Source organism: Providencia sp. PROV200, from assembly GCF_049901995.1.
Classification (GTDB): Bacteria; Pseudomonadota; Gammaproteobacteria; order Enterobacterales; family Enterobacteriaceae; genus Providencia; species Providencia rettgeri_E.
In genome coordinates this window covers 687,229-701,068 of record NZ_CP096307.1, presented here as the reverse complement: position 1 = coordinate 701,068, position 13,840 = coordinate 687,229, and the positions used below count along the sequence as shown (strand labels likewise).

Sequence of the window (13,840 nt, the reverse complement as noted above, 5' to 3'; positions counted from 1 at the left end):
CTCGCGAAAAGTACCCACACACTGAGAGAAAAGAAAAATAATTAATGTAATATCAACATGTAGCGAATAACCAGCTCATTAATATATTAACAAATAACACTCTAAAGATACCAAAAAGCCACTAATCAATATTTGCGTCGTCTTTATCCATTTTAAATACTGTTATCAACCTCACGTTATTAATATGTTTATTTTATGTTAAACGCATTAAGGAGCATGATAATATTTCAATTAGTACACAAGGGAATATGATGACTTCACCATTATTCGAGCCTCATCAACAAACATTAATTGATTGCTGCCTAAATACTATTGCACATATTATTCCAGTTTCTGCTTTGGTGTATTACCTCGTGAATGATCATTGCCAGCCAGGTAACTATGTTCTTCATGGGATCCCGGCCAAAATGCATGAAGAGTATCTGGCTTACTTTCATCAATTTGATCCCTTGCACCCTGAGCATTTTCGCAGTGATGACTTACGCTTAGTGAGAATGGATCCTGAAATACGCCAGCAAAATCAGGCTTTTTTCCATGATTTTATGCAGCCGAATGACATAACTGATATGGCAGAAATATTTATTCGTCGTAAAAATAAAATTATTGCGGGGATTTCGGTGCTGCGAGACAGCCCATTTAGCCAGCAAGAAATCATGCGATTAAATGCTATCTTGCCTGTCGCTGAACTAATGACATTCGATGTACTCCCCGATTCGTTAGTGGCTTATACCCCTAAAGAACAAGAGATTATCCACTTAGTACGAGAAGGCGCGAGCAACAAGCGAATTGCATTATTACTGGGGGTTTCGCTATCAACAGTAAAAACTCACTTACGTAATATTTTCACTAAAGCGAATGTAACTAACCGAACCGAACTTGTTTCATCAGGGTTTATCATTCACCACGAATAAGCAACGGTAGCTATAAAATACAAAAAACCCGGCACGATGGCCGGGAAATGTGGATTAATTAAATATAAATCGAACACTAATAACGCACCATGACAGATTTTAACTCTGTGTAATACTCAATAAAGGCACTACCAAATTCACGACCAATACCGGATGACTTAACGCCACCAAATGGCACGGCGGGGTCAAGGAAAGTATGCATATTCACCCATACCGTTCCCGCTTCAATGCGCGAAATCATACGCATTGCTTTACTGAGATCATTTGTCCATAGACTCGCCGCTAAACCAAACGGAGTACTATTCATCATCTCAATAAGTTCTTCTTCATCATCGTAGCCCAAGAAAGTCCCTATTGGCCCAAAAGTTTCTTCTTTCATCAATACATCATCTGGGCTATTAGCACGAATGATGGTCGGAGGCACAAAGTACCCAGCGCCTGCAACTGGCTGGCCACCATAAATAATTTCACTGCCATCTAGGCGAGCTTTTTCAAACAAATCTAAGATTTTTTCATAATGCGCTTTATTGGCCAACGGCCCCATCTCGGTTGTTTCATCTAATGGAGAACCCACTTTCATCGCAGACAAACGTGTTTTGAGTTGCGCTAATACTTCATCCATTAATTTAGAGGGAATATAGAACCGTTCAGCAGCTGCGCAAATTTGCCCTTGATTTAGATATCCCGCTTCAATAATCCCATTAACAATTTTTTCAACCGGGAGGTCAGCTAAGAATGCAGCGCCGTTTTTCCCACCAAGTTCAAGTGTGACTCGGGTTAATTTACCTTCCATCGCTGAGCGCCCTACCGCCAGCCCAGTCGGTACAGACCCCGTAAATGTCACTTTAGAACAAAGTGGATGATGGATCAGTGCAGGCCCAACCTCACGACCACCACCATTCACGATATTAATGACACCGTCAGGGATCCCTGCCTCTTTTGCTAATTCCACCACTCTGAGCATGGTTAGTGGCGTAAATTCACTTGGTTTCAACACAATCGTACAACCGCATGTTAAAGCCGCGGCTAATTTCCAAATGGAAATCATGATAGAAAAGTTCCAAGGAATGATACCAGCGACAACACCAACAGGTTCACGCTGGGTAAATGCAGAATATTTCTCACCATTAAAAGAAGGCAATGAAACATTCAACGTTTCTCCGCTGATTTTTGTCGCCCAGCCAGCAAAATAACGTAAAAATTGCGCAGATGACCCCACTTCAAGAAAACGAGATAACTGAATAGTTTTCCCCGAACATAGCGTCTCTAGCTGAGCTAATTCTTCAAGGTGTTTTTCGAGTAGGTCAGCAAGGCGGTTTAAGCAATTCCCTCTTTCCATTGGTGTGGTATTTGCCCAAACCCCTTTAAATGCGGTATGAGCCGCATCCATTGCGGCATCCACTTCCGCTAAAGTCCCTTCTTTTACTTTTGCGATAACCTGTTCAGTGGCAGGGTTAACAACATCAAAAAAAGTATCGCCCTTGCCAGAAACCGGTAACCCATTGATAAAATGGCCGTGCTGGCGCTTCAAAAACTCACTGACTTCTGGTAATAGGGTTAACTCACTCATTGTTATCACTCCACTCAATAGAAACTAATTAGGCATTTACACAAGCTAGGTAATGTTTTACGAAGCGTGGTGCATCAATTTCCCATAAAACTTCGGTACCTTTCGCAGCAAACCATGTATCACCTTTATGGTATTCAACCGTCACACCGGTTTTCACATCCGTTAACTTCACCGAACCTTCATGGACTGTCGCCATTTCATCAAATGGATACACCATTTTGAACTTACCTTTAGTGCAAGCAAAAATACCACAGGTTAGATTATCCGTTGGTTCACCGTGGATCATCGCAACACTCGCTTGAGGATCGCCTTCAACAACCACAGAGCCTAAATTTGTCACGCTACCAATATTTAATAGTTCTGGCAGTGGTTTGTTTAACAATAATGGACTGATCATAATTTTTACCTTTAATCGATTTAAATAAACTAGTTAGGTGGATAACGAATTAGCGACGACCTTGCCAATAACCGGATGTCTGATGCATTATTTTTGCCAGTGAAACAATTATATTACGCATGCTATCTTTACCGATAATATTGGCGTGAGGAATGGAACTCATTAAATCATAACGATGAGAACCTTCTACCATCCCCTCTGCAAGGACTTTGCACACAATTTGGCTAGGCGTAACACCGAAACCTGAATAGCCCTGTGCATAAAACACATTTTTATGTTGTGGTAATGAGCCAATTTGTGGAAATAAATTTGCGCTACATGCCATTGGTCCACCCCAAGCTAATTCAATTTTGACATCTTTGAGGTAAGGAAAGACTTTTAGCATTAAGTTACGATTCCATGCTTTAAGGTCAGATGGAATGTATTCAAGAAAATGAGTGGAACTGCCAAATAATAGGCGATTCTCATTCGTCACCCGGTAGTAATCTATTACAGGACGAATATCACTATAAGCACCACGGATTGGGCTAATTTGCTTGATTAATTCATCAGGCAGCTCTTCCGTCATTAATTGATATGCGCAAGTATTAATCGTTTTAGGGTAAATCGTCGGCTCAAGGCCATTTAAAAATGAATCGCAAGCCCACAGCATTTTCTGTGCTTTAACAGTTCCCATCGCAGTTCTAACTTTGATGGTATTACCATACTCCACATTTAATACTTGGCTATTTTCAAATATTTTAGCGCCATATATTTCACTAATCGCTTTCGCTTCACCTAATAATAAGTTCAATGAATGAACATGCCCGCCACCCATGTGTTTGATCCCACAGGTATAAGCATCAGAACCAATAATCTGTTTTAGTTCTGAACCACTGTAAAATTCAATTTCCTCATCAGGATCAACTGATTTGAAGTCTTTTAACCAGCTACGTAAGGTCTTTTCTTGGCGCTTATTACTTCCTAAGTATGCGTAGCCACGGCAAAAGTCTGCATCAATATCATATTTAGCGATACGGTCACGCATGATCCCCGCGCCCATATTGCTGAGTTTAAAAATCGTTTCTAAACCCTCTGGCCCGACATATTTTTTAATTGCATCGATGTCATGACCAATGCCTGCCATGACTTGCCCGCCATTACGCCCTGAACCACCGTAACCAAGATACCGCCCTTCCAAAATTGCGATATTAGTGATCCCTTTCTCACACAGCTCTAGTGCGGTATGGATCCCAGAAAACCCACCACCAATAATCACCACATCAACATCAAGATCTTCCTTTAGCGTCGGAAAACGTAAGTCATACTTCTTAGTTGCAGCATAGTAAGTTAATGATTCTACTTGGTTATTCATTATGGATACCCTATTTAGTATCTTTGGATAACTCGATTATCTTAACCTTGCATTAACAATTACATATCCCTTTAGGGACATTCGAAACATAAAGTTAACAACTGTGAGCCAAGTAGAATATTTAAATAATAACAAAATTTACAATAAAATATAAAAAACATTAAAAATCAACAGATTGAAAAATCATTCTTATATTAACAATCGTATTTATTAATTTTAGTTCACTAAAACTATTTAGACAAAATCAAAAGAAATAACATAGTAACAAAAAAGAAAATGCCCACAAAACCTTATTAAATCAATATATTATTGATTAATTGCATTTAACTTAGCCTATTCATTAATAAGTTAAACAATTCAACCTGTGAGTTAATACTCAATTTTTGATAGATATTCTTACGGTGATTTTTCACTGTCCCTAAACTAATGAAAAGTGCCTGTGCTATTTGTGGTGAACCTTTACCCGCTAGGATTAACTCGACAACTTCACACTCTCTCGGTGTTAGCCCAAATCGTGTTTGCATGTCTGTATTTTGGTGGTAATTCGACACCGAAGAAGGAGAAACATCTTTATGAAGTTTGACCATACTACGAATGATATCGAAAGCATCTTTAAGTGGTGCCTGCATATATTTTTCCGAGAAAAAAGGTCTATTTTCATTACCAAAAAAAATACCTAATTGGCTATCATCTGAAATATCTAATAGCAACCCAGCCTCATCACACCACCCTGTTTTACGATAAAAATTGAGATAATAATCTGTATGATAAAATCCTTTAGGCGCGAGTTCTTTTAGTGTTAACACTTTGGAAGCCCCCCCTCTTTGGATTTCTTGGTAGAATGGGTCCATTAAATAAGCACCTCGTTGATAGATTCTGTTAATACTATCGCTATTACGGCGCTCTACTTTGGAAAGAAATCGGGGAGGAGATCCTTTTTCAAAGGAGTAAACAATCGCATTATCAAATGCAATAAGTGAAGACAACCATGATAATAAATTAGGGTAAAACTGATTAGTTGCAACAGAATCAATAACATCAGGTAATCTTTCTAGATAGTTCTCCATTCTGCCTCCTCAATCATTAACTTGTTAATAAAAACCATCTAGGCGGTTTCATTTATATTGCTTAAAACTACATAAAGAACACATTATCTTTATAAACTCAACACGATTGTTATTAATATGTTAATCACATCACTCCTCGTTAGTTACCCTGATGAATAATTTCATTACATTAACATTCATAAAAATAGAACTTACATCACATAAAAATAAATTTATCCCTATATTATGTTAATTAAAGGAGAATAATTTAAGAAAAGGATAAATAATGTCTAAAAATAAAATTATTATCGATTGTGACCCTGGCCATGATGATGCAATGGCAATTTTCTTAGCATTAGGCAATTCAAATATAGAATTACTTGCAGTAACGACTGTCGTCGGAAACCAAACTTTAGATAAAGTCACCCATAATGCACGCGCAATTATAGAATTCGCGAGTATAAATAATATTCCTATCGCTGCGGGTTGCGCTCGACCACTTGTGAGAACAATTCAAACTGCTCCAGAAGTTCATGGGACAACAGGCCTTGACGGCACTCACCTCCCCGAACCCAAACTACCTATTGATCCACGCCATGCTGTTGACTTAATTATTGATACGCTCAAGTCACACCCCCCTAAAACGGTGACTCTCGTACCGATTGGAGGGCTTACAAATATTGCTTTGGCAGTAAGAAAAGCACCTGAAATTGTAGAGTTAGTCAAAGAAGTGGTATTAATGGGAGGAGGCTACCATACCGGTAATCGCACTGCAGTCGCTGAATTTAATATCCTTATAGACCCTGAGGCAGCTCATATTGTGTTTAATGAAACTTGGCCTATCACTATGATTGGACTAGATCTTACACATCAAGCAAGGCCAGACGACCAAATAATGGAAACAATTGCCGCGTTAAGCACACCTGTAAGTGATTTTGTTGTTGAATCCCTAAATTACTACACTGCAGGTTACCGCAGACGTAATGGCTATACCGACCATGCTCCTGTTCACGATCTATGTGCCGTTGCTTATGTTATCGACCCATCCATAATGGAAACGATTAAAGCTCCGATTGATATCGAACTGCAAGGCGCTTTAACAACGGGTATGACGGTGACTGACTTCCGCCACCCCGCTAAACCAGAATGCCATACACAAGTCGCTACAAAGTTAAATAACCCTTTGTTATGGGACATGTTCATTGCTTCTCTAAAGCAATTAGAAAAATAGAAACAAAAAAGGTAGCCTATAAAAATAGCTACCTTTTCAGTAAATTATGATTTGATAATTTCTTTTAGCTTCGTATAGCGCCTAATTAATCGCCATTTTAATTTTACTGTTGTTGCATGTGCCCACACTATTTGCCAATAACCCTTATCAAAAAATAGTTGTACCATTTCCTTCTGTACATCTGGTGATTTGATAGCTAATAGCGCTTGAATCACCCCTAAGCCTTCTTTTCCTACCTGCCATAGACAAGCTGGTGCTTGTTTTACTTGCTCAGGATACCGCTGGTAAATATTTAACAGCATATCAATAATCTTCAGATAGGTTTTTATCTTGCGGACTGCGCGTTCATCACCACTCAATGAGTGTGAAACAGATTGGTTATGGATTAAATATCGGTAGTATTGTTCATTAATAAATTGTACGCGGTTCGCCACGAGTAACACTTCAGTCGTCCAAGGTATGTCTTGGTGATGCAATTTGGGCTCAAAGAAAAAATTGTGTTGGCGCAACATGTCTAAACGATATAAATTCAACCAAGTTACATGCAAAAACTTGCGTGAACTTAAGCCAATTTCAAGCCACTCAGGGCCTGAAATCACCCCAGTTGATGGAACTTTATTCGGCGGAAAAATTGCTTTTGGTGCATCACCATTAGTGTAAACATAAGTCCCATTACAGGTTGCAACATCGAGGTCATTTGATAGTGCGATTTCTAATAAACGCCCGTACATTTGCGGACTAATTTCATCATCAATATCAGGGAATGTAATGTATTTTCCAGTAGCCTCAACCATCCCCGTATTACGAGCGACTGAAACCCCTTGATTCTCTTGGTAAAGCACTTTCAAATGTGCAAATTTATCCGCATAAGACTTAATGATGTCTTCACTTTTATCTTTAGAGCCATCATTAACAACAATCAATTCCCAATTTTCTAACTTTTGAGCGATTAAGCTATCAAAAAACTGAGGTAAAAATTTTTCACCATTATATACAGCAACAACAATACTCAAAACTGGCTGAGAAGACATGTATTAACCCTATACCAATCCATTAAAAATTATTCATAAAACAAATAATTAAACCAAATAAATAAAAAAAATATAAAATAAAATAGTAGATAACTGTATGTTACTTTACTAAAATTAATAATTTAGAAACTAAAAAAACATATTGGTTCCATTGTCATAAAAATTTAATAATTCAAAATTCAGGTTTATCAACAGCAATGACATTATCTTATTGGAATCATCTTATTTGTAAGTATGGTTTATATTGTAATGAACTAATTATCCATTAATTGGCCTAATAATCATTAATGACACCTTAAAAATATTGAGGATATTCTTGTGGCTGGAAGTAGCTTACTCACATTACTTGATGATATTGCCGCTGTACTAGACGATGTTTCCGTCATGACAAAAATGGCCGCCAAAAAAACCTCTGGAGTTTTAGGTGATGACCTCGCACTAAACGCCCAGCAAGTTACTGGTGTTCGCGCGGATAGAGAAATTCCCGTTGTTTGGGCTGTTGCTAAAGGGTCATTTATCAATAAATTAATACTCGTGCCCTTAGCATTGCTAATTAGTGCATTTATTCCTTGGGCTATCACACCACTGCTCATGATTGGTGGGGCCTACCTTTGCTTTGAAGGCGCAGAAAAAATTACTCATAAGCTATTCTTTACTAACGTAGAAGGCTCTATCCCCCAAAACCAACTTGAATTATCAGCAGAACAACTGAAGGAGTTTGAAAGTAAAAAAATCAAAGGGGCGATTCGTACTGATTTTGTTTTATCAGCTGAAATTATTGCCATCACATTAGGCATAGTTTCCACTACCACTTTTATCAACCAAGTCGCTGTACTCTCAATCATTGCTCTTGTGATGACTATCGGTGTATATGGCTTAGTTGCAGGTATTGTAAAATTAGATGACTTAGGCTTTTATTTACAAAAGAAAACGTCTTCTTTATTAAAGAAAATCGGTAATACCTTAATTTATTCAACACCTTATCTGATGAAAACATTATCTGTTGTTGGAACAGCCGCGATGTTTATGGTCGGTGGTGGTATTCTAACGCATGGAATTAGCTATATTTCAGAGTGGATTACAGAAATATCGTTTACTGCGACCTTAACACCGATCATTGGTAGTACTATGCAGTTTATCCTACCAACTATAATTAATTTATTTTTTGGGCTAGTAACAGGTCTAATCCTTGTTGCGATAATCTCACTATTCAAAAAATTAAAAAAAGTTTAAAACAAAAAGGTAGTTCTATCCATTAGGGCTGCCCTTCTTTCTATCATTGATATGATTATCAAAAATACTTTCGATATGTATTATTTTATACACTGACTTACTTCGATATTTAAACTGATCTAAATCAAAAGAAACTCATCTTTAATTTACGCTATAATACGTAAATTCACTCACGGTAAAATAAAATTTAATCTTATATATCAATATATAACACGATAAAACTCAACGAAGAATTTTATTTTCTATTTACTATTTTGTTATAAATCCCCAAATATACTACCAAAGTAGTATATTTAATATTCAACCCTTTATGAACAATACGAGAAATATGCATTTTAAGTTCACTAGTACGACTCTTTAAGGAAGTGACACATGCCCACGTTGTATCGTCGATTTTCAATCATTAACCAAGTGATCGGTCTAATGCTACTTATTGCGATCTTAGGAATTATTGGGATGACGATTTCCAATCGAATGATTATAAGTGTGCAAGGTAATGCCCATGCAATAAATAAATCAGGTTCACTGCGAATGCAGAGCTACAGGTTACTTTCTCTCGTTCCTTTAAATACTCAAAATCAGCGTTATCTCGATGCATTAGAATCTGACCTCATCAGCCCTGAACTGACTCAAGTTGTAAAAATCGAAAATTTAACGCCGCAATTTGATGAGCTTTACAATTATTGGTTACATGTCTTAAAGCCTTCATTAATAAAAGCAAATACCCCTAATGATGCAAGATACGAAGTTATATCATTTGTCAGTAAACTTGATGAATTAGTTCATAATATTGATGAAAAAACGGAAAGTAAGATTGCTTATGTTGCTATGACACAACTGATTTTTATCAGTTTAGTATTCTTATTACTCGCTGGAACCATCTGGCACCTGCGCAGAAAAATTTATTATCCATGGGTTAAATTATTATCAATGGTCAATGCAATTGGACGAAAAGATTTTAGCCAACGCTACCCTAAAAATAATAGGCAAGATGAATTAAATGCGCTCGGAGAAACACTTAACCAAATGTCGGATGAATTAGCATTAAGTTATCATCAGCTTGAAGAAAGGGTTGCTGAGAAAACTGCAGACTTAATCACAAAAAATAAAGTGTTATCATATTTATATCAATCAAGCCAAATCCTTCATTCATCAGATCCTCTCTACTTGCGATTACAAAAAGTCCTTATTGAACTAGAAAATATTACCATACTCAAAAATCTCAGTTTACGGTTGTATGAAGAAAGCAACGAAACATATTTTCACGAAATATGCTGCCATTCAACCGGGTTATCTGAAGTGAATACAACGCAACTAGAACAACAAGCTTCAATCGAAAAACCGCTCAGTTTACAGTGGGATTTATCAGACAATATGCATCGTTATGGCATTATTATTGGAGAGATTGAAGATAACCAAATACTTTCAGATGAGCAAAACAGTCTCGTTTCTGTTTTAGCTAAACAAATCTCTGGTATGCTAGCCATGGAGCACCAGATAGAACAACAGCAACAGTTACTTATCATGGATGAACGTTCTGCAATTGCACGCGAACTTCATGACTCTATTGCTCAATCTTTATCCTGTCTGAAAATGCAAATTAGCTATCTGCAATTACAGCCAGAACCATTACCAGAAAAACCTCAACAGCTGTTAACAGAAATGCGTAGCGAGATTAATACCGCATATAGCCAGTTAAGAGAATTATTAACCACATTTAGGCTTAAATTAATGGAGCCTGGCTTACTTCCCTCATTAGAAAGTACCATTAGTGAATTTAGTGAACGTGTAGGATATACAATAGACTTAAATTACGATCTACCCGCGAAAAGTATTTCACCGCATCAATCTATTCATATAATACAAATAGTCCGAGAGGCATTAACTAATATTTTAAAACACGCTAATGCAAAATGGGCTGAGGTTTCATTAAACCAGTATAATGGTATTGTTACAATTACAGTGACTGACGATGGTTCAGGGATCACGTCAAATACTGATAAACTTAACCATTATGGGCTTATTATTATGAGAGAAAGAGCATTAAGCCTTAATGGAAATTGTTGTATTACACCTAGGCCTCAAGGTGGAACAGAGGTAAAAGTTACCTTCCCTTTATCTGACGCTTAACATACCGGAAAATCATCTATGGAAAACACAAATATAATGAACGAAAAATCAACCATTCTACTTATTGATGATCATCCGATGCTAAGAAATGGAGTCAAACAATTGATTAGTTTGGAGTCTTCATTGCAAGTTATCGGTGAGGCTGGAGACGGTAAAACTGGCATACAGATCGCTGAAGAGCAAGATCCTGACCTTATCTTACTTGATCTCAACATGCCAGGCATGAATGGTTTTGAAACTCTCGATGAACTTAGGAAGCGAGAGCTATCAGGTAGAATTATTCTTTTTACCGTTTCTAATTATAGTGATGATTTAGTCAATGCACTAAAAAGAGGTGCCGATGGTTATTTACTAAAAGATATGGAGCCTGAAGAGCTTATCGTAGCCCTTAAAGAAGCTGCAAGCGGTAAGTTAGTTGTCAGCCCAACATTAGCCTCTGTGCTTGCTGAATCACTAAGAGATAACACCACACAGGATGATAATAATATTGCCTCATTGACACCAAGAGAGGCCGATATTTTAGAACTGATCTCTCAGGGTTTATCAAATAAAATGATAGCTCGTAAACTCGATATTGCAGAAAGCACAGTAAAAGTACATGTTAAACATTTACTAAAAAAACTCAATTTAAAATCAAGAGTTGAAGCTGCGGTTTGGGTTTTACAACAAAAATAATTTTTATTCTCACAGCTATATCACCTTATGATAGCTGTGAGTTAAAAATAATTATATTTATAATTAAACAGCTCTAATATGCAAACTTATATTTTTAATTATACTAAACTAAAGCAATCATTTAATGACGGAAAATAATATAAATGGAAGATGAATTAATTTTAGTCGATGAGCATGACCAACCTATTGGAGTTATGCCAAAGCTATTGGCACATCAGCTCGGTCACTTACATCGAGCATTCTCAGTATTTATCTTTAATGAACAAAATGAGCTACTAATTCAACAACGTGCTTTTCATAAATATCATTCAGCAGGACAATGGGCAAATTCTTGCTGTAGTCACCCTAGACCAAATGAAGAGACTCAGAAAGCTGCTGAACGTCGGCTTCAAGAGGAATTAGGTTTTGTCACTCCATTGACTCATATAGGTTCCTTAATTTATAAGGCTGACGTTCAAGGAGGCTTAATTGAACATGAGTATGACCATATTTTTATTGGTTATTATAACCAATATATTCAACCGAATAGAGATGAAGTCTCTTCTATAAGGTGGGTAAGTCTTCCTCAATTAAAACAAGAGATCGTTCTTAATCCTGAAATTTTCACACCGTGGTTCAAAAAAATATTAGAAGAATTTACTTTATTGGATTTTAAATAAATATGTTTTATAACATTTATATTGATAATTTAACTTTCTAATCTTCATTTTTAATTATGAAAAACATTTATATCTATTTGTAAAATTATAAATACTGAAATAATAAACGTAATATTATTAAACTCCACTTAGCAATAGTATTGATTTAAGTTTAAGTTAAATTAATATTCTCTCCCGGCCTATCTTCAATAATAAATATTATTGATAACTTTTATCTAATCCACTCTCTTTATCAATAAATCTGACTCATGTTTTTATATAACAATTAATCAGTTAGAAAATTACTACCACCTTATTTTCTACATTTTATTACTTTCCTTCCAGCTATATTTTTATATTTCCATAACAAGTGAGCTGTTACTTACTGCTTTACCACAAGCAAGTACATTCACTCCAACAATAGATAATTGTCGACTCAATATACTTATTTGATTTTATTGAAATTAACTATACTTAGTTAAGGAACAAGTGAGCTGTTACTCACTACTTTGCGTCTAAAATATCCATCCGTCACACCAATACAAACGCTTTTCTTCCATTACTCTTTAGTTCCTATCACCCCACCACCATCGCCAGCAGCCACCGCCCCACCTCAACAAGCGAGTTGTTACTCACTACTTTATATCCAGAATTTTCATTCACAAAACAATACCACTAAGAGTCACCTATCGATTGCCTAACCTAGCTCTCTTAACTCTTTTTACCCCAAAGCCATCACTTATCTCCGCGCGCTCTTCAACACGTGAGTTGTTACTTACTACTTTGGCTCAAGTGATTACATTCTCTGGAGTAATAGATAATTACCAACAAACTATATCCATTTCATTTTATTGAGTTATATTCACTTAATTAAAAAATACGTGAGCTGTTACTCACTACTTTGGTTCCAGAGCTTCCATTCATGATCACAATACCACCGAGTGTTATCTACCGATTGCTTGACTTAACTCTATTAACTCATGCTGCCTCGCCCCACACTCAGCACTTGTCTCCGTGAACTTTTCAACACGTGAGTTGTTACTCACTACTTTGTATCATGAACTTCCATTTGCGGCAGTTATATTCATGACTAATCGCCCTGCGTAAAAGGATTAAATTAAGTGAGTCGTTAAGTTGGGAGTTGGGAGTTGGGAGTTGGGAGTTGGAAGTTGGAAGTTGGAAGTTGGAAGTTGGAAGTTGGAAGTTGGAAGTTGGAAGTTGGAAGTTGGAAGTTGGAAGTTGGAAGTTGGAAGTTGGAAGTTGGAAGTTGGAAGTTGGAAGTTGGAACATTAAGGAACTTCACTTCTAACATCAACAATTAGTTCGCTCCCCCAAACGCAAAAAAGCCACCCAATGGGTGGCTTCTTCACTAATTTAATGTCTGGCAGTTCCCTACTCTCACATGGGGAGGCCCCACACTACCATCGGCGCTACGGCGTTTCACTGCTGAGTTCGGCATGGGGTCAGGTGGGACCACCGCGCTATTGCCGCCAGACAAATTCTGTTTGTTCCCGTTTAGCTTTTTTATTCACTAAACCAAAACATCAATCTCAAACAAGCTGTGTGTCCTTCACCTCTCGGCTTCTCACTCACTATCAAAAACAACCCAATCTCTCTAAAACAC

Annotated in this window: 12 protein-coding genes and 1 rRNA gene; 7 read left to right on the top strand and 6 right to left on the bottom strand. The window is 37.0% G+C overall.

Annotated elements, in window-relative coordinates:
- Positions 1-251: 251 nt before the first annotated feature.
- Positions 252-911, top strand: a complete 660-nt coding sequence (locus tag M1E86_RS02995; RefSeq protein WP_213913004.1) for a helix-turn-helix transcriptional regulator — start codon at positions 252-254, stop codon at positions 909-911.
- A gap of 76 nt (positions 912-987) precedes the next feature.
- Here the strand turns inward: M1E86_RS02995 and M1E86_RS02990 are convergent, their stop codons facing one another.
- From M1E86_RS02990 to M1E86_RS02975, 4 genes are all read right to left on the bottom strand, one after another.
- Positions 988-2,481, bottom strand: a complete 1,494-nt coding sequence (locus M1E86_RS02990) for an aldehyde dehydrogenase family protein (protein WP_213913005.1) — start codon at positions 2,479-2,481, stop codon at positions 988-990.
- A gap of 28 nt (positions 2,482-2,509) precedes the next feature.
- On the bottom strand, positions 2,510-2,878 hold the full coding sequence (locus M1E86_RS02985; RefSeq protein ID WP_094962713.1) for a cupin domain-containing protein: 369 nt from the start codon (positions 2,876-2,878) through the stop codon (positions 2,510-2,512).
- A gap of 49 nt (positions 2,879-2,927) precedes the next feature.
- Positions 2,928-4,232 carry an NAD(P)/FAD-dependent oxidoreductase gene (locus tag M1E86_RS02980; protein ID WP_426099244.1) on the bottom strand — a complete coding sequence of 435 codons (1,305 nt, stop codon included), beginning with the start codon at positions 4,230-4,232 and terminating at the stop codon, positions 2,928-2,930.
- Positions 4,233-4,555: 323 nt separating this feature from the next.
- Positions 4,556-5,299: a helix-turn-helix transcriptional regulator gene (locus tag M1E86_RS02975; RefSeq protein WP_125891854.1), complete on the bottom strand. Its 744-nt coding sequence runs from the start codon at positions 5,297-5,299 to the stop codon at positions 4,556-4,558.
- A 265-nt stretch (positions 5,300-5,564) separates the two neighbouring features.
- Between M1E86_RS02975 and M1E86_RS02970 the strand changes: the two genes are divergently transcribed.
- A complete protein-coding gene (locus M1E86_RS02970) occupies positions 5,565-6,509 on the top strand; it encodes a nucleoside hydrolase (protein WP_213913007.1) in 945 nt (314 codons plus the stop codon).
- A gap of 44 nt (positions 6,510-6,553) precedes the next feature.
- Here M1E86_RS02970 and M1E86_RS02965 read toward each other — a convergent pair whose 3' ends face one another.
- Positions 6,554-7,540, bottom strand: coding sequence for a glycosyltransferase (locus tag M1E86_RS02965; protein ID WP_125891852.1), 987 nt, complete (start codon positions 7,538-7,540; stop codon positions 6,554-6,556).
- A gap of 318 nt (positions 7,541-7,858) precedes the next feature.
- Here M1E86_RS02965 and M1E86_RS02960 point away from each other — a divergent pair, with 318 nt between their 5' ends.
- From M1E86_RS02960 to M1E86_RS02940, 5 genes are all read left to right on the top strand, one after another.
- A complete protein-coding gene (locus tag M1E86_RS02960) occupies positions 7,859-8,773 on the top strand; it encodes a DUF808 domain-containing protein (protein WP_213913008.1) in 915 nt (304 codons plus the stop codon).
- Between the two features lie 372 nt (positions 8,774-9,145).
- Complete coding sequence (gene narX / locus M1E86_RS02955) at positions 9,146-10,903, top strand: nitrate/nitrite two-component system sensor histidine kinase NarX (RefSeq protein ID WP_125891850.1); 1,758 nt, start codon at positions 9,146-9,148, stop codon at positions 10,901-10,903.
- Positions 10,904-10,921: 18 nt separating this feature from the next.
- Positions 10,922-11,578, top strand: a complete 657-nt coding sequence (gene narL, locus M1E86_RS02950) for a two-component system response regulator NarL (RefSeq protein ID WP_125891849.1) — start codon at positions 10,922-10,924, stop codon at positions 11,576-11,578.
- Between the two features lie 143 nt (positions 11,579-11,721).
- The gene (idi, locus tag M1E86_RS02945) at positions 11,722-12,237 is read left to right on the top strand and encodes an isopentenyl-diphosphate Delta-isomerase (RefSeq protein ID WP_213913009.1); all 516 of its coding nucleotides are present in this window, start codon (positions 11,722-11,724) and stop codon (positions 12,235-12,237) included.
- A gap of 1,134 nt (positions 12,238-13,371) precedes the next feature.
- Positions 13,372-13,509: a hypothetical protein gene (locus M1E86_RS02940; RefSeq protein WP_426099243.1), complete on the top strand. Its 138-nt coding sequence runs from the start codon at positions 13,372-13,374 to the stop codon at positions 13,507-13,509.
- A gap of 86 nt (positions 13,510-13,595) precedes the next feature.
- On the opposite strand, the gene rrf is transcribed toward M1E86_RS02940, so the two are convergent.
- Positions 13,596-13,711: ribosomal RNA gene (gene rrf / locus M1E86_RS02935) — 5S ribosomal RNA — on the bottom strand.
- Positions 13,712-13,840 lie beyond the last annotated feature (129 nt).

What these genes read in the sequence shown, in the direction of transcription:
- M1E86_RS02975 (WP_125891854.1), bottom strand. Translation starts at nt 5,299, where the DNA reads ATGGAGAACTATCTAGAAAGATTACCTGATGTTATTGATTCTGTTGCA.
- M1E86_RS02965 (WP_125891852.1), bottom strand. Translation starts at nt 7,540, where the DNA reads ATGTCTTCTCAGCCAGTTTTGAGTATTGTTGTTGCTGTATATAATGGT.
- M1E86_RS02990 (WP_213913005.1), bottom strand. Translation starts at nt 2,481, where the DNA reads ATGAGTGAGTTAACCCTATTACCAGAAGTCAGTGAGTTTTTGAAGCGC.
- narX (WP_125891850.1), top strand. Translation starts at nt 9,146, where the DNA reads ATGCCCACGTTGTATCGTCGATTTTCAATCATTAACCAAGTGATCGGT.
- M1E86_RS02970 (WP_213913007.1), top strand. Translation starts at nt 5,565, where the DNA reads ATGTCTAAAAATAAAATTATTATCGATTGTGACCCTGGCCATGATGAT.
- M1E86_RS02980 (WP_426099244.1), bottom strand. Translation starts at nt 4,232, where the DNA reads ATGAATAACCAAGTAGAATCATTAACTTACTATGCTGCAACTAAGAAG.
- idi (WP_213913009.1), top strand. Translation starts at nt 11,722, where the DNA reads ATGGAAGATGAATTAATTTTAGTCGATGAGCATGACCAACCTATTGGA.
- M1E86_RS02985 (WP_094962713.1), bottom strand. Translation starts at nt 2,878, where the DNA reads ATGATCAGTCCATTATTGTTAAACAAACCACTGCCAGAACTATTAAAT.
- M1E86_RS02995 (WP_213913004.1), top strand. Translation starts at nt 252, where the DNA reads ATGACTTCACCATTATTCGAGCCTCATCAACAAACATTAATTGATTGC.
- narL (WP_125891849.1), top strand. Translation starts at nt 10,922, where the DNA reads ATGGAAAACACAAATATAATGAACGAAAAATCAACCATTCTACTTATT.